The organism is Rhodococcus erythropolis R138 (genome assembly GCF_000696675.2).
In the GTDB taxonomy this organism is placed as follows: domain Bacteria; phylum Actinomycetota; class Actinomycetes; order Mycobacteriales; family Mycobacteriaceae; genus Rhodococcus_F; species Rhodococcus_F erythropolis.
The window spans coordinates 382,382-397,540 of sequence record NZ_CP007257.1 but is presented as its reverse complement, the minus strand read 5'-3'; the positions used below and the strand labels follow the sequence as shown (position 1 = coordinate 397,540).

Genomic DNA, 15,159 nt, shown 5'->3' with positions numbered 1-15,159 from the left:
TACCCGGCTTGTCCTCGAGGCAAACGTGTCCCTCACTGCAGGTCGAGGGGTAGTGGACCATCAATGAGCAGACATCTCTCGCCGCCGCCACTTCTCTGGTAGGTCGCTGATCGGACGCTGACCCGCCAGACGAGACCAATCCACACTGCCAGCCCCGAGCGGTTCCCCCGGCTGTCGTCTCAACCGGGCGGAACCTTCGGACCCGGCGATACCCAACGAGGCAACCCGCCGGTCAACCGCATCCTGCACCCCATCTACCCACGCGGACGTCGACAGAAACGCGCTAAACCCGCACTGTGATAACAACATTGAGAAATGGGCACACTCTGGACGGCTACCCGTCGATCCGCGCAGCCAGGTCAACCCCCTCCTCGAATACTTCTCACACAGCCCCTACCCGGCAGCCGCCTCGCCCGCGGCCCGTCTGATCTCGCCCGCCACGGATGATGACACGGCGCATCCCGGGTGCCGACGATCGGTAAACGGAATCGAGCACACCTGCAGTACTCAGGCCTACGCCATCACACGGCGCAAATCAGCGTCACGCCGCATTCTCGGTCCGTGCATTCAGTTGCGCGGGTTCTACCTTTCATCACTGTCGCCGCGCTCCGCGGCGAAACGGTAGACCCGGGTTCCGCCCTCACGATCCATGTACTGGATGCTCCACAGCGTGCGATCGACCTGGCCCAATTCGATACTCCGGATCGCTTCCTCCAAGGTCGGATACTCCGCTGTGCGTTGCGCAGCACCGTCGTAGAGAAAAGTGAACTCTAAGGATCGAGCCAAATGGCTTCGGGTCGGGTCCGCTCGCAGCTCGCGATCTCATCGGATATACCCACGGCAGTGCCCAGAATCAGTTCGGTTCCTCAGAGGCTCGCAGCGACGGAGGTGTCGGTGGGCGCGGATATAGTCGGCGGCGTGTCTGTGCAAATTGGTGTCCACGTGGAAATCTCCGGGTTGCGCGACGACCGGGAGCAGGTTGGCATGACGATGCTGCTGACCAAGGTCATGCGGGAACATCGAATGGATGACGAAGTATTCGTCAGCATGCGGGGCAAGGGGGCGGACCTGTCCGTGCACGCCGATTCCGGCGATCACAAGCTGATCTTCAGCGGGTTCTACCGCTGGGCGCCCGACTTCGAGAAAATGCTGACGGCGCGGGCTACCCAGCTGGTGTCGCACGCGCAGGTGCACTACGGCTGGGAGTACGAAGATGAGTTCTGATCCGCGCTTCGCCGGACCGTGGGACGACCGTCTGCCGGATCCGGTGCCTGTCATCCACCGCAATCTCGACGTGAGTGTGGGCGGCCTAGAGCTGACGACACTGACCCGTGAGCACCTCGAGTACTGGGTGCGTTGCATCGAACTGCAGCGGGGTAACACCTTCATGGTCGTGGCCCGAGCTGACGAACCCGGTTTCATCCAGGCCTATCGCAACAGCGCCACCGACTTCGACCTCGAATGGTGCGATGCGCCGCCGCCAGCTCCGAGCAGGCAGGCTGTCGTCAACGACGAAGCACAGATCGTGGCCCTGCTGTGGGCCTGGCTCGAAGGCGATTACACCGAGCTTGACGCACTGGATTGGGAGTCGGTCGACCGCAACTGACAAGCCATGTGATCGTGCAGAGGCATTGAAGTACGCATGTGGGAAGGCGGATTAGGACCGAATGCGTCTCTGAGGTACCGACGGCAGTGCCTCAGAATCGTTCGTTTTGGCGCCACTGTGCGGCATTGGGCCTTCGTCAAAAACGAGCAACAAGGAATTAGCATCCACACATGCACGTCGACATCGAAGGCGCCACCCGGATCGCCCGCCTCGCCGCAGAATTCGACTGGACCTGGGCCGTCGACGACCTGGAACCATTCTGCGCACAGGCTGGATGGGAGCTCGTCGAACTCAGGCATGCTGGCGCCTCGATAAGGACGAACCTGCATGTCAGTCGGCCGAAGGCGAACATGTTTGGGCGGCAACACAGAATGGATTGGATCTCGATCTTCGTCACGGACGTGGCAGATGATGCTACGCCCATGACAGTCGTGCGCCCGCTGCGGAACGCAGGGTTCGCGAATCTCACTGCGGCACTGAATTCCGTCCTTCCGATACCCACGTACTCCGAGCCCGGACCTGAGGCAACTATCCGGTGGGACCTGCCCAAAGTGGTCGTCATACTCAGTATGAGCCCCAGCGCGATCCACCTGCGACTGACGAGTCCGGGGTATCAGGCATGGGTGGATGAGCCCGAACCGGAGTACGAGGACTAGCGATCGAGGTCGGCGAGATCGCATCCGGTGCGGGAACAGGTTTTTCCAGCGGCCGGTATAGCGGCTGCAGGTCAGCTTCGAAGAAAACCCTGCCAAGTTGTTCAGCGAGTCACGAACCCGCTAAATCACGTCAAAGTTGTTTTCTCACTGCAAGTTCCGGTACAGGGCGCTGAGGGCGACGTTCAACACTTCCGCAATTTCGGTCATGGATACGCCGTCCCCGCGCATTTTGTTCGCCTGCCGCTTCTTCGCTGCGGTCAGCGAGGATGGCCGGCCTCCGACGCGGCCGCGATCGCGAGCCGCGGACAGTCCTGCCATGGTGCGTTCACGGATGAGGTTACGCTCGAATTCCGCTAGGGCGCCGAAGATGTGGAAGATCAGCTTGCCACGCGGCGTGGTCGTATTGGCCCGGCCCCGGACAGGGGGCAGGCCGGCACGGTGATGTTAGAGAGCGGTCAGTGGGCGTACCGGTGCTGAGCCGAATCCGATGAAGATGCCGGAGCGTCCTGACCCGGCGTAGGAGTGCAGCAGTACGGCCCGCACCAATGCCTCCGACAATTCGGCTATGTCGGAAAACTCATTGCCGTGACACACAATGTGAGTCATAATATGAAACATGGATGTGAAACGGCTGCCCGTAACACTCGACAGCGACGACCAGGCGGAACTCGCCCTGTTCGCCGACCCCGAACGGCGCGAAGCAGAAATCCTGCGGGAATGGGCTCAGCAGCAGCACATCACCATCCGTGACAATTCCGAATCCGGGATCGCCCGAGCCCTGCTGCGTGCGGGCGCCGAATCACTGCGCGAGAAGGCGCTCGAGGCAGGCTATGCCGAGCTTGCCAAGGATCAAGCGGAGGGTCTGAGTGAGCAGCGAACACGTCGTAATCGCTACGCCGAGCGTGTCGACCAGGCTTACAACGAATGACGGCCGCGCTTCGCGGTCAGATCTACTGGTTCGATATGGGACATGGCGAGAAGCCGTGGGTGGTGGTGTCCAACAACGTCCGCAACCGCAACCTGAACACAGTCCTCGCCGCACGCGTGACCACCACACCGAAGCCCGGCGTTCCGACAGCCGTCACCCTCGGGGCCGCCGATCCTCTCGTCGGTTCGATCCTGGCGGATGACCTCATCCAGCTCTTCGACGACGAAATCGCCGCAAGCAGGCCCGCGGGATCGCTCTCCCCCGCCACCGTGGTCAAACTGAACAAAGCACTCGCGATCGCACTCGGACTGCCCTGAGCGGCAACTATCGGGTCGGTGAATTCAAGCGATCGAAGAGGCGGGCGGATATCTGTCGCGGACACCGTTCAGCGCCACCACGGTGGCGCAAGCCAGGGTAGGAACCAGCGAGTATTCGACGAAACGTAAAAGTTCAATCGCCCGGTTCGTCGATCTCGTGAAATGACGCGAGCAACAGGCCTCACCATCCGGCGAGTAATCCTGTGGCTCACTTCCAGCCCCACCACGACGGGGTGGCTATCTATTGCAAATTAGCGGTAGCAGATCATCGGCGACAAAAAGTGGTTGTGGCACGATCTGTTCGCTCACCATCTTCGGCTCGATCGAAGGAGGAGCGGGACAGCGGCGGCTCCGGCGGCTTGGACAAGCCACACTCGGAGACGAATAGTCCTGTCCGAAAATGCTATCCGAGGAATCTTTGGACGACAACGGTCCGACCTATGACAGCATTCGCCCATGAAGTCCAGATGCACTGTAGCGCAGTATATGCGAGCTCCAGTACGACTGGATACAAGTTATCGGCAATGAATTTTCGCACTTGGATCGCAAACTCGAAGTACTATCTGGCATTTTGAACGCGGAAATTGGATAGCATTTCGTTGCTGCGGCGATTCTGAGTGGTCAGTTCGGCCGCGCAAGGCCTGCCCTCCGGCTGTGTACTCGCCGGGGGTGGGTCTCTCCAACGCTCGCGCCGCCACGTCGAGTCAGAGACGCTATGGATCCGCAGGCGAAGTGCCTGCCTGATACAAGAGCACCGTATGCAACCACCAATCGTGGTTCGGCCCCATACCCGCGAAGTAGTATCGCTCGTGCACGTTCGCCTTTGCCGGCTCGGCGTGTGCGGCCCGCCTAGGTGTTACTGACGGACGCTGTGGGCGGGCCATCTGGAGAATAAAGAACTCCGTCCACGCGCACAGGAATCGGCGGCCCTCCCACGTCTCCGGCAGTTCGGCGTCGAATCTCGTCGAGAATCTGCTTGTTCGACAATTGCTGCAGCGACACTCTTGTCGGTGACAATGGCACGTTTTCATCTTCAGTCATGAACCCGGCGGCGATCAACACTTCCTGCACCGTCGCATCGAACAACGCTGCGACGCGGCGCAGCACCTGCGGGGTCGGGGACCGCGCGATTGTTGTCCACTGACGCATCTGCGATGGATACACACCGAGCGTCCGAGCTGCTTCCTCTGGACTTTCATAGCCGCGGGCTGCGATTTGGTCTCGAACCCAAGCTGCGAATCCTGAAGCCATGGACGTTATTTTCCCACGGAATTTCTGAACATTCGCGCAGCGAAACAGTTCGAGAGTTTCGCGCTCGGATCAGTTGTACCCGTGCGCTGTCCATGAATTGGGATAGTTCAACACTCAAGTATCTGTGACGCCGCGAAGACTGGTATCGGAACCCTCGGATCCGTAGATTTTCGTCGGCGGCATCGCTCGAACCCTCAACTTCGGGTATGGCGTATGCCCTGCCGACGCGATCTCCCCCCCCAGATAGTCGGCAGGGCACCATAAACGGTGCGCCGCTTCCGCCTCGGTTCTCGGCGCACCCCGGGCCGCCAGCGTGCTGATCACACACTCGCTGGTGGCCCTTCAGGATCTTGAAAATGCCCGACGAGATTGAGTTTTGGCCTTCCCCTCATGCGGTATACCGCTGCCGCGGCACTTCGACGCCGGTAACACGGTCAGCCACGCTGCCCAGTCCCGAGCTGACAGCTCTCGCCTCGACTGCGCCGACTAAGATCTTTCACGGGTCGGGCCCCGGACAGCGAGAGTTGTATTAGCTGATGAAGAACGGTGCATACTGCACGCAATGCCGACGCTGCAGCAGCGTGGTTTACGACGGCCCATGGATCTCGCCGGCCGAACGGCTGAGGCTGCAGCAAGATCACCGAAGTTCCTGTCCTGCGGATGTCATTTCGATCCGAGAGTCGCTCTCGACTTCGTCTCGGGTTGCCACTGTGAGCTCACGCTTCACGCACCCCGCCTAATTGCGGCAGAGGGTGAAGTCGGAGTTGAAAAAGACCCCAAAGTTACGATACGGCTACCGTTGCAGGTATGGTCGGACTGTAAACGCATAGCGCTGCTGTTGTTCGTTTACCAGCCCTGACGGTCCCCTATCTTGTGTGGCCGTCGGGGCTGCCCTGTTACAGAATGAAAAGCCCGGACCTAGTTACCCTTGGCAACTTTCTGCGACCGGAACCTGCAGAATCTAACGGGCCTCGAAACGGAGATGTCGTGAAACGGAAAGCGCTTGGCCTCACAACCGGAGCTCTCGTCATCGCCTTCGTAGCCCGATCACTCGGTTCACTAGCCGCGGCTCAGCCCTTCGGCGTACCTCTCGGGCACCGCCTCGTCCGCTGAAGACCTAACAGAGCCCCCACCTCTACTGTGGGGCCAACCAACTCGGCCCTGTTTATTCGGCCCATCACGCCGTATGAAACAGCAAAAGACGCCCCCACCGAATCCCGGTAGTGGCACCCTTTTTTGCAGAACGGCGAAGCCGCTTCGTGTGAAGATAGTGGTGCCGAACTGGCTGATTCGTTTGTACTGAACCTTCACCCTGTCCCCGGCGGTCCACGGGTAGCTGACTGCAGTTCCGCCGCGAACGTCATAACCCCCGATATCGGAACTGTTATTCACCACATTGCCATTCACGAGGATCCGGATTGCAGACCTACCGTCCTTCGGCCCACCCATCGAATCAGTCCAGTGGGTCACCGCAATCGGCGCTCGCCCCGGCGTCAACTCCCGAACTTTGCTCCAAGCAGACCCGATCGCCCGCTCGATCCTCCTCAACCCCGCCCAGCAGATCCCGGCCACCAGGACAGCAATCGCGGGCACACGCTAAACCGCTCCCCTACAACATAATTGGAAGACTAGACATGGAAACATTCGCCGTGACCCACGCCTTCGACAAGACAAAAGCAGATGCACGCAGCAACCACAGACCAGCGCACAACACCTGGCTCGCCGACCTGTTAGAACGGAACATCGTGCAATGCTCCGGCCCCTTTGCCAGCGGCAACGGCGGACTCCTCATCTTCAAATCAGACTCGATCGAAAACCTCAACGCACTGCTACTGGAAGACCCATTCGCCCAACACAACCTCATCGAGAACACCTCGATAGAACAATGGCGCCCAGTTCACGGCACCATTGGCTCCCCTGCCAACCCCTGATCCCAAGCCCGCTCGGCCTCAACCAGATCAAGTCGAGAGTAAAGCGACTGAGGAGCCGTGAGCGGGACGTCCTCACACTGCTGGGGGAAGGCCTGTCCAATGGTCAGATCGCGACGGCTGCATCTGATGGAGGGCACCGTCAAGGCCCATGTAAGCGCCACCTTGGTCCAACTCCATGCCGATAACCGTGTCCAGGCGGCGATTGTCGCCCACCGGGCAGGTCTGGCCTGACGGGAAACCGGAGGGACGACCGACACTTGGACCGATGTCCCGCACCATGCCCGCACCATGCCGGCGGCGGTTCGGCGCCAGGGTTGGGCGGTGTGACGTCGGCGAGGGCGCGGCGCCCCCTGGCCCGCCTCGTCTGCAGACGAGGCGGCACTACCGCGGAACCGAGCAGGATCACGGTGGCGGCGAGCAGCAGCTGGTTTTCGGCGATGTCTTCGCCCGTATTCGTCGTAGCGAACCTCCACAGGCAGTGCGAGCGAAGAATCGTCGGGTGATCTGATCGCCCGCCCGTAGCCGTCCGCGCAGGACCGGGCCCGAGTCTTCGACTTCGCGGTAGCCGGAGAGCAACCCGCGGGCAGTTGCGCGCTCGGCGGCGACGACGAACACTTCGGCCAACGCCGCGACCCGGTCGGTATCCGTGTCGGCGAGTGCGGTGTGCTGTGACCACCACGCGGGAGCACCGGCGTAGCCCATCATCCACATCACGCGGCTGATCGGTGTTTTCGGTTCCACCCTCACAGTGAGATCATCGATGGTCACGGCCCCGATCTTCTTCGGCGGCGGTCAGTGCGAACACGCCGGGAATGGTCGTGGGTGTGACCGTGACCAGCCCGGTGGCCGCGAACGGTGCAGCACCCACCCTCCGGCGTCAACGCAACCTGCGGTCGGCACACCAGACAACCGGCACAGCGGTGACCGCATGGTGGCCGCTCGAAAAGGGTCATCATGACTGGATCATTCACCGGTGGTCAGGCTCTTCTCCAGAGCAGCACGACCGTACCGAGCATCGAGATCCACGGTGCCGTCCGAAGACGATCCCGACCGGGGAAACTTGCACGATCACTGCATGGGTTCTCCCGACCGGCTCCCCCGCTCCTGCGCGACACGCTCCATAACTTTGTCGACGTATTCTCTCGGTTGAAAATAATATGTAGACCGGTCTATTATTGGCTTCATGGCATCCAAAGGAGACCTGACAAGGGCACGGCTCGCAGAATCCATGCTCGAGCTCATCCAGACCAGCGGCTACAGCGGGACGGGCCTGAACGCCGTGATCGAACACGCCGCAGCGCCGAAAGGGTCGATCTACTTCCACTTCCCCGACGGGAAGGAAGGCCTGGGCGTCGCAGCGATTGAGCTCGCCACGGAGGCATTCGGGACGCTGATTGCAGAGGCCGCGATTTCCCGGGTCGATGCGGCCGAGGCAGCACGCGCCGCGATCGAGGCCCTGACGACCATCGTCAGCGAGAGCAACTTCCGGCGGGGTTGCCCGGTCTCTGTCGTCACCCTGGAGATGGGCGCGGAGAACGAGCGTCTGCGGCAGGCGTGCGCCGCTGCCTTTGAGTCGTGGATCGCCCTGACAACCGCGTTTCTCGAGGCCAGCGGCGTTGTCCCCGACGAGGCCCGATCCCTGGCGACCGTTGTTGTGTCGACGATCGAGGGGGCGGTCATCGTCTCTCGCGCTACGCAAAACACGCAACCCCTGATTTCGGCCGCTGACATCGTTGCGGAGCTCATCAACCAGCGCTGCCAGACCGTTGGCGGAACGCGATGACTCCACGCGACGTCTCCCGTCACGCCCTGGTCTTCGGGGCCTCAGGTCTGGTCGGTCGGCACCTCGTCCTGACCCTCGCCGAGGCTGGTACGAACGTCACGGCGGCAGTTCGGACCGCCGAGTCCGGGGCCCGTGTCGAGCGATGGGTCAGAGAGCATGGCCTGACGCGGAGCATCAGCACGACGATCGTCGACTTCGACGCTCCTGAAATCGTCGCGGGTGGCCCATCGGCGTTCCCTTTCATCACAGAGATCCACAACTGCGCCGGGTCCTACCGATTCGGAATGACCGCCCAGGAGGCACGCAGCGCGAACGTCGGCATCGTCGAGAAGCTGATCGACTTCGCCAAGGACCTCCCCAACCTGCAGCGCGTGATCCACGTGTCGGGCTACCGCGTCGGCGGACAAGACCCCACAACGGTTCCATGGCCCGACGATCACCGCACCGCGGTTTACAAGGACCTTGGCGCCTACGAAGCGTCAAAAGTGGAATCCGACGCAATCTTCCAGGCCCGAGCCCTCAAGCACGGAGTTCCCTGGACCATTGTCAATCCGTCCAGCGTGATCGGCGACAGCGCCACCGGGGAATCCGACCAGCACATCGGGCTGGCCAGCACAGTCGAGCAGATTTGGAACGGCACCGCAGCAGCGTTGCCTGGAAACGAATCGACGTTTCTCCCGATCGTCACGGTCGACTATCTGGCGGCCTTCATGACGGCAGCTGCGGTCGATCCCGCTGCTGAGGGCATGGCCTACTGGGTTCTCCACGACGACACCCCACCGCTAGCGGACCTGCTCACACACGTCGGTCGGCATCTCGGTGCGAAGGTCCCGCGGGTCAGGATTCCGATCGGCGTCATCAAGCGGCTCCCGCAGCAGATCACCAAGGCCGATCCCGAGACCCTCACCTTCATGTCCGCCGACCGCTATCCGACAGAGTCCGCCGTCGAGTTCGCCGACAGACACGGGATCCTGATGCCCGACGTGCTGGTGTCCCTCGAACGGTGGGCCGACTACCTGGCAGCGCATCGGTTTGGTGCCGTCATGTCCGCCGACCGTCGATTCGTCGACGTCGGCGGCCTGAGGACATTTGAGCTCGGCGTACGAGGATCGAGTCGGGTGATTCTTCCCGGCTTGCCCGTGAACGCGGACACGTGGGCAGAGGTAGCTGCCGGCATCGAGGGGCGGGTCGTCGACTTGCCCGGGCTCGGCCTCAGTAGCGGGGCCGGCGTTCAGGACTGGGATGAGTGGCTGCCGGCGGTAGTAGCTGGTGAACCTGCTGACCTCGTCGGCCACTCCATCGGTGCGGCTGCTGCAGTAGTTGCGGCTGACCGGTTCCCGGCGCAGGTGAAGTCCCTCACGTTGATCGCACCGTTCTTCCTCCAGGCCCCGATGGGTGCCTCGGCCAGACTGAAGCCGCTCGTACGCGCCTACTTGCGACACGCAGACCCGGCACGGCTCTCACGCAAACTGACCGGATCAGAAGCGAGCGCGGATTCTCTCGTTTCCAGTCTCAGTGACCTCGAGCGAAGCAGTTCCAAGAGCGTGGCCGAGCATCTCGCCCGTGCGGGATCGAAGCGGTGGCGTGCTGAACTCCAAGAAGCGCTTAGGCGATTCAGTGGCCCGGTCCGCATCATCACAGGAAGCAAAGACCCAATCGACCCGGCCGCGGTTGCGCAGCTCGAGTCACTTCCGAACATCAAGCTGATCTCGCTGCCGGGTGCCGGGCACCATCCGCAACTAACCCATACCGATGCTCTCGTCGATTTGTTCAAGCACTCCAACTCGGCGACATGCGACTCGAAGCCGCCTTCAACGCCGGGGCCCTCTACGGGCAACAGGCCTTCGACTCCGATGACGCCCGCGCAGGCTTGACCGCGTTTGCCAACCGAGAAACACCACGCTTTCCCGGCCGCCGGCACTGATTCCGCACTCCCCAATGCGGCTGCCCACTTGCTGATCCAGTTCAGCAAGCAGGCACCCGACTAGTTCGCGGCCGTCCGTCTCAACGCCTCACTCGGGGCGTCGGGGCGTAGGGCGCCGCAGTACGTTCTCATCCGGGTTGTCTGGACGAACGCTGCCCTTCCTCGTGCAATGTACTTCTCCATTTCTGCGTCCGGGACGAATCCACCGCCGGTCGCCCAGGCAATATGCGTTGCTTTGCTGAATCGTTCTGAGGTCAATGCGAACAACTCACCCCAGCTCGAAGAGCGCTACGAGTTGGAAGGCTCCAGGGAGGCTGGCTGCTGCGGACGGTTCGATCTTTAACTTCTCGGTGTCGTGGAGCAAAGAAACCATTCCTAAAAGTTGGTTGTCGTCGACGGTGTATAACCCCGGTCAACAGATGGTGGAAACTGTGACCGGGGCGGGCATCGTTCGGCATATTCGTCGATACAACCTTCTCTGCTACCAACAGAACCAGGCGCCCGCATGGACCGGCATGACGCACCACGCGATGCATCTGCCGGGAACGGGTGGTGACAACCGCGGCTCCGCGCCTCGGGGAAAATGACTGCGCAGCGGTCCGTTGACTACTCTCACTTCGGTCAGGTCGAGGATGCTGCGGTGAGAGGCGGGGTGGTGACGGCGAGAATTACCGAGGGCGTGTTCTTCACGACTCCACCCGATTTGCCGCGAGGTAGACATGAACTGAGCAGGGAAGACGTTCTGACTGCGCAGCGTGAGCGGTTGATGATCGCCACGACGGAACTGATGGCGGAGTCGGGCTATCAGGGTGTCGGAGTCCGTCAGATTGCCAAGCGAGCAAAGATTTCGCCAGCCGCGTTCTACGAGTGCTTCCCCGACAAGGATGCGTGCGTCTTTGCCGCGTACGGGCGGTTCATCGAAGTTCTACTCACTCGTATCCGCGAGATCTTGCCCGTCGGCACCTTTGCTTGGGACCGCAACGCCATCTCCGATATCGTCGAGGGCTATCTGAGTGCGCTTAACGCGGACCCTGTTGTCGCCCGGGCATTTCAAGTGGAGATGGACGCGCTCGGGCGACGTGCGCGCAAGCAACGAAGAGCGGCACTGGTCGGGATGTCAGAAGTACTGAAAGCGGAGCGGGAGCGAGCCCCCGGCAATCCGCGAGTTCCGCTGAGCGCTTATGTCGGCGCCGTATATGCAATTCGGCAGCTAGCGTCCGATGCTCTCGACGAGCCGGGAAGCGGGTCGATCGAGTCGCTTTCGGTGGAGGCCGGCGTGTGGGTCGAAGCCATGCTTTCAGCCGTGTCGCACTGAACCGTGCAGCACTGAGCTGTATCGAACTGCGCCTTACCGGGCCGCAAAGTTCCTGGATGGCGCTTCTCGAAGAAGTTCGGCGTGACTTGCGTCATACGAACCTGCATAAAAGAAACCCTTGTAACTTTTATAGCTCGAACAGAAAGACTCCCTCATGATCCTTCGTCGCGTGATCCCCGCGATTGCGGCATCCACACTGCTCGTAATCACGAGCCTCGCCCAAGCGAACGCGGAACCATTCACTGGTTCAACCGGTTCCGTAGGCTCGTTCGGTTCGGCGGGCCCTGTCGCGGCCTGCCCCGAATCGATCGATCCGGCATCGTTCGCCACGGCTGACGATCTGCGCGAACTCAACGCGAAGATTGCCGGCTTCGGTCTCCGTTCGACGGCGAGTGCCGAGCACGAGAGCATGATCGACTGGGTCGAAGACAGCATGCGTGCACTACCAGGCGTCGAGATCGCATCGGACGAGTATCAGATCAAGCGCTGGCAGCCGTCGCCACTGGCGACAGACGGCCCTGGCCGCGACCTGGTGGCGGCCGGCACGCTGGCGGTGCTGCAGCCCGATGCTGCACCCGAAGTCCTTCGGACCGCAGGCGCGGTCCCGTACTCACTGCCTACGGGCGAGGAAGGTCGTACGGCTCCGCTGGTCTACCTTCCACCCGGCACCGCGATCACACCGGAGAACTCAAAGGGGCGCATCGTGATTCGCGACGTCCAGAGCCCAGCAGTGCCGTATGCGACCTTCGCTGCATTCTCTCACTACATGACACCCGACTTCCCGCTGGCGGGTGACTACGAACGCCCATTCACCGCGGCCTTGGAAAACGATCCGCTGGCAGCAGGACTCGCGGGCGCAGCCGGGCTCATTCTCGCGTGGAATGTTCCTGCAGAACAGATTCAAGGCTACTTCGACCCCCACACCGGCACGCACTTCACTGTGCCCGCGGTGTGGGCAGGCGTCGACGAAGCGGTCCGCCTCAAGCAGTTGGCAGAATCCGGAACCGAAGCGAAGATCTCTGTTCTGGCGGACGTCGACACTGCTCCTACCCGAAACCTGGTCGCCACGATCCCGGGGCAGAGCCCAGAAAAGATCGTGATCAACACCCATACCGACGGGGCGACCTGGGTGCAGGAGAATGGCAGCGCCGCAGTGTTGGCACTTGCGCAGTATCTTTCGCGTCTGCCGCTCGAATGCCGTCCGCGTACCTATGAGTTCGTCTTCGCCAGTGCACATCTGCACATGTCGCAAGAGGGAACGGATCGATACGCGAGCGAGTTGGACAAGGAATACGACGGCGGATCCGTCGCCTTCGACTTCTCCGTCGAGCACATGGGCACGCGGGAGATTCTGCCTGTCGATCGAACGGACGGCCCCGGTCAACGACTCGAATTCACCGGGGCGGGTGAGCCGTACTCCTGGTTCGCCGGAACGGAAAGTCCAGCACTGGTCAACGCATTGGTAGCAGCGGTCAAATCTCATCCCCTCGACCGAACGGCAGTTCTGCGGGGCTTCGACAAGCCGCAACCGGCCCGAGTGCCCATGTTCTGCAGCTTCGGCGGCCTCGGCACAAGCTTCCACAAGCGACTGATTCCGACCATCGGAGGAATCTCCGGACCGTGGTCCCTGTGGGCTCCGTCGTTCGGCGCCGACGCGATCGACTTCGAACGGATGCACCAACAGACGCTGGTCATGGGTGACACGCTGCTCGCCCTCGACAGTACCCCCCGTGAGGAACTCGCGGGTGGCTATCCGGCGGAACGAGCAGCGCGCGCGGCCGGTGCACAGACATGCCCCCACCTACTGCCTCCGGAAGACGCACCCACCTCGTGATGACGTTCGTGGGAAGGCCACCGCATCATGACTGTCAAAAGAATGTGACGGGACGCTGGTAACAAGGGTGGGTTGGGTAGGAGGATTTCTTACCCACCCCACCTTTACGAGAATGTCTAGATCGAATTCCGGGCGCAAGCTGGACCAATAACGCCCGTTCACACACAGCAGCCGCTTGGTCGGCAATCATGCACTGCTGCAGAGAACCGTGTACGACGGCAATACGACGACATAGCCTCCGAGAAAACGATCCAACGCCGAAAACCTCGACGCATCCGATCTCACCATCGACCGGCCGCAGCCTGGCCGAGTAACGCGGGCGGCTTTTCGGCCACCAAAGCCCTTCTGGGGTTGGTCCGTTAACGTCGGTGATGCATTGAGGTGTCGGGGCCAACGCCGTTTCTGAGGCATCGACGGATGAGACAACGCCACTCCCCCCAGCACGAACCGATATCGGAAGGTCCCGCAGGGGCTTCGGCGTTCTCTTGGGTGGCCGGACCTAGATCCTTCCTCCGGTTGCCGAACTGTGATGGGTCCCAGAAACCTGGCTCACCCTTTATCTCTCCATCGGAGCGTGTCTGCGTTTCTGACAGTCATCCCGAGCGCAGTTATGTGTATTACCTGTGGGGTGGTGGCACCGATCATGTGTCGAATGTGCAGGGAGGCGCACTGGCGAAGGTCGGCCGCGACCGAGCGAAGAATGATCGCGGCCGAACTGCTCGACATGCTGGAGCCGACAACGATCCTCCGGCTAAGGAGAACCTCCTGCTTCAGTGGTGGGCAAAACCTACAGAACCAACCAATTTCATCCACTCGGGAACTTTCTGTGGTTGTGGTGCATCTGATTGTCGACATCAGCGAAAGGGTCGCTGCGTCACACCACAGCGAAAGGGACTTCTGCGATGGCTACTCCGAGCGGCACCTCCTCGAATCCTCAGATCACGGGCAATCCTGAGGACGCCCATTTCACTGACAGCGGCGCGGACACGGCGGCCCCTTCAACAGTTCCGGGATCGGGTTCCGGCGCCGAAGGTGGCTTCGGCTCGGCGCGCGACCTCGACGGCGACGGCATCGTCGACACCATCGAGATCGATCTGGACGGTGACGGTGACGTCGATCAGATCACGCACGACGTCGACGGTGATGGAGTCGCAGATGTCGTGGAAACATCCACTGCAGGAGATGGACGTTTCGACGTGATCGATATCGACAGCAACAGCGACGGATACGCCGATGTCACCCAGATCGACGTCGACAACGACGGCCGCATCGACGGTGTCGTCCTCGACGCCAACTTCGATGGTCTCGCAGACGAGGCGGACTTCGATTCCGATGGCGACGGCCGAGTCGACACCGTCATCGTGGACACCAACGATGACGGAATTCTCGACTTCGCGGGCATCGACGTGGACGGCGACGGCTTCGCCGACGAGTTCGTCACCGATCCAGGTCAGACCGGTCAGTGGAATCCGGTACCCGATTTCACTGATCCCGCCGAGACCCCTGACACCGCGCCACCAGCTCCCGACGCGATAGATCTCTGACTGAAGTCTGATTTCGGTTTCGCTGTTCTGCAGGGCAATTCGTTATTCGCACTTCGGTGCCGACATCTGA

Annotated in this window: 15 protein-coding genes and 1 pseudogene; 12 read left to right on the top strand and 4 right to left on the bottom strand. The window is 61.5% G+C overall.

Features of this window, described 5'->3' with window-relative positions; translation table 11 throughout:
• The first annotated feature begins 918 nt into the window (after nucleotides 1-918).
• From H351_RS30850 to H351_RS30840, 3 genes are all read left to right on the top strand, one after another.
• Nucleotides 919-1,224 (top strand): hypothetical protein, encoded by a 306-nt coding sequence (locus H351_RS30850; RefSeq protein ID WP_144440173.1) that lies wholly within the window; start codon nucleotides 919-921, stop codon nucleotides 1,222-1,224.
• A complete protein-coding gene (locus tag H351_RS30845) occupies nucleotides 1,214-1,606 on the top strand; it encodes a hypothetical protein (protein WP_030003032.1) in 393 nt (130 codons plus the stop codon). Before H351_RS30850 ends, H351_RS30845 begins: the two co-directional genes overlap by 11 nt.
• Before the next feature lie 170 nt (nucleotides 1,607-1,776).
• Entirely contained in the window at nucleotides 1,777-2,262 is a 486-nt protein-coding gene (locus tag H351_RS30840) for a DUF6301 family protein (RefSeq protein WP_030003033.1), read from the top strand.
• Nucleotides 2,263-2,406: 144 nt separating this feature from the next.
• Here H351_RS30840 and H351_RS31805 read toward each other — a convergent pair whose 3' ends face one another.
• Both H351_RS31805 and H351_RS32175 read right to left on the bottom strand, forming a co-directional pair.
• Nucleotides 2,407-2,580 (bottom strand): helix-turn-helix domain-containing protein, encoded by a 174-nt coding sequence (locus tag H351_RS31805; RefSeq protein WP_338051112.1) that lies wholly within the window; start codon nucleotides 2,578-2,580, stop codon nucleotides 2,407-2,409.
• A 126-nt stretch (nucleotides 2,581-2,706) separates the two neighbouring features.
• Nucleotides 2,707-2,868, bottom strand: coding sequence for a protein-tyrosine phosphatase family protein (locus H351_RS32175; protein WP_158510669.1), 162 nt, complete (start codon nucleotides 2,866-2,868; stop codon nucleotides 2,707-2,709).
• Nucleotides 2,869-2,878: 10 nt separating this feature from the next.
• Here H351_RS32175 and H351_RS30835 point away from each other — a divergent pair, with 10 nt between their 5' ends.
• Together H351_RS30835 and H351_RS30830 are read left to right on the top strand one after the other, a co-directional pair.
• A complete protein-coding gene (locus H351_RS30835) occupies nucleotides 2,879-3,190 on the top strand; it encodes a hypothetical protein (protein ID WP_051636644.1) in 312 nt (103 codons plus the stop codon).
• On the top strand, nucleotides 3,187-3,507 hold the full coding sequence (locus tag H351_RS30830; RefSeq protein WP_030003036.1) for a type II toxin-antitoxin system PemK/MazF family toxin: 321 nt from the start codon (nucleotides 3,187-3,189) through the stop codon (nucleotides 3,505-3,507). Before H351_RS30835 ends, H351_RS30830 begins: the two co-directional genes overlap by 4 nt.
• Before the next feature lie 849 nt (nucleotides 3,508-4,356).
• On the opposite strand, the gene H351_RS30825 is transcribed toward H351_RS30830, so the two are convergent.
• Nucleotides 4,357-4,758 carry a transcriptional regulator gene (locus tag H351_RS30825; RefSeq protein ID WP_030003037.1) on the bottom strand — a complete coding sequence of 134 codons (402 nt, stop codon included), beginning with the start codon at nucleotides 4,756-4,758 and terminating at the stop codon, nucleotides 4,357-4,359.
• A gap of 1,634 nt (nucleotides 4,759-6,392) precedes the next feature.
• Between H351_RS30825 and H351_RS30815 the strand changes: the two genes are divergently transcribed.
• Together H351_RS30815 and H351_RS32740 are read left to right on the top strand one after the other, a co-directional pair.
• Nucleotides 6,393-6,689 (top strand): YciI family protein, encoded by a 297-nt coding sequence (locus tag H351_RS30815; protein ID WP_030003039.1) that lies wholly within the window; start codon nucleotides 6,393-6,395, stop codon nucleotides 6,687-6,689.
• Nucleotides 6,690-6,718: 29 nt separating this feature from the next.
• Nucleotides 6,719-6,920 (top strand): annotated as a pseudogene (locus H351_RS32740) (response regulator transcription factor); the annotation flags it as partial.
• 171 nt (nucleotides 6,921-7,091) lie between these two features.
• Here the strand turns inward: H351_RS32740 and H351_RS30810 are convergent.
• The gene (locus tag H351_RS30810; protein ID WP_144440172.1) at nucleotides 7,092-7,457 is read right to left on the bottom strand and encodes a 5-methylcytosine restriction system specificity protein McrC; all 366 of its coding nucleotides are present in this window, start codon (nucleotides 7,455-7,457) and stop codon (nucleotides 7,092-7,094) included.
• 415 nt (nucleotides 7,458-7,872) lie between these two features.
• Between H351_RS30810 and H351_RS30805 the strand changes: the two genes are divergently transcribed.
• From H351_RS30805 to H351_RS30780, 5 genes are all read left to right on the top strand, one after another.
• Complete coding sequence (locus tag H351_RS30805; RefSeq protein ID WP_030003040.1) at nucleotides 7,873-8,472, top strand: TetR/AcrR family transcriptional regulator; 600 nt, start codon at nucleotides 7,873-7,875, stop codon at nucleotides 8,470-8,472.
• Entirely contained in the window at nucleotides 8,469-10,346 is a 1,878-nt protein-coding gene (locus H351_RS31795; protein ID WP_244891543.1) for an alpha/beta fold hydrolase, read from the top strand. Before H351_RS30805 ends, H351_RS31795 begins: the two co-directional genes overlap by 4 nt.
• 705 nt (nucleotides 10,347-11,051) lie before the next feature.
• Complete coding sequence (locus tag H351_RS30795) at nucleotides 11,052-11,711, top strand: TetR/AcrR family transcriptional regulator (protein WP_051636682.1); 660 nt, start codon at nucleotides 11,052-11,054, stop codon at nucleotides 11,709-11,711.
• Nucleotides 11,712-11,865: 154 nt separating this feature from the next.
• A complete protein-coding gene (locus tag H351_RS30790) occupies nucleotides 11,866-13,545 on the top strand; it encodes a hypothetical protein (RefSeq protein WP_051636646.1) in 1,680 nt (559 codons plus the stop codon).
• 902 nt (nucleotides 13,546-14,447) lie between these two features.
• Nucleotides 14,448-15,089: a hypothetical protein gene (locus H351_RS30780; protein ID WP_051636647.1), complete on the top strand. Its 642-nt coding sequence runs from the start codon at nucleotides 14,448-14,450 to the stop codon at nucleotides 15,087-15,089.
• Nucleotides 15,090-15,159: the final 70 nt, after the last annotated feature.

Excerpts from the sequence above, each read along its gene's own strand:
- H351_RS30815 (WP_030003039.1), top strand. The coding sequence starts at position 6,393 with ATGGAAACATTCGCCGTGACCCACGCCTTCGACAAGACAAAAGCAGAT.
- H351_RS30805 (WP_030003040.1), top strand. The coding sequence starts at position 7,873 with ATGGCATCCAAAGGAGACCTGACAAGGGCACGGCTCGCAGAATCCATG.
- H351_RS31805 (WP_338051112.1), bottom strand. The coding sequence starts at position 2,580 with ATGGCAGGACTGTCCGCGGCTCGCGATCGCGGCCGCGTCGGAGGCCGG.
- H351_RS32175 (WP_158510669.1), bottom strand. The coding sequence starts at position 2,868 with ATGACTCACATTGTGTGTCACGGCAATGAGTTTTCCGACATAGCCGAA.
- H351_RS30835 (WP_051636644.1), top strand. The coding sequence starts at position 2,879 with ATGGATGTGAAACGGCTGCCCGTAACACTCGACAGCGACGACCAGGCG.
- H351_RS30830 (WP_030003036.1), top strand. The coding sequence starts at position 3,187 with ATGACGGCCGCGCTTCGCGGTCAGATCTACTGGTTCGATATGGGACAT.
- H351_RS30840 (WP_030003033.1), top strand. The coding sequence starts at position 1,777 with ATGCACGTCGACATCGAAGGCGCCACCCGGATCGCCCGCCTCGCCGCA.
- H351_RS30790 (WP_051636646.1), top strand. The coding sequence starts at position 11,866 with ATGATCCTTCGTCGCGTGATCCCCGCGATTGCGGCATCCACACTGCTC.
- H351_RS30780 (WP_051636647.1), top strand. The coding sequence starts at position 14,448 with ATGGCTACTCCGAGCGGCACCTCCTCGAATCCTCAGATCACGGGCAAT.
- H351_RS30845 (WP_030003032.1), top strand. The coding sequence starts at position 1,214 with ATGAGTTCTGATCCGCGCTTCGCCGGACCGTGGGACGACCGTCTGCCG.
- H351_RS31795 (WP_244891543.1), top strand. The coding sequence starts at position 8,469 with ATGACTCCACGCGACGTCTCCCGTCACGCCCTGGTCTTCGGGGCCTCA.
- H351_RS30825 (WP_030003037.1), bottom strand. The coding sequence starts at position 4,758 with ATGGCTTCAGGATTCGCAGCTTGGGTTCGAGACCAAATCGCAGCCCGC.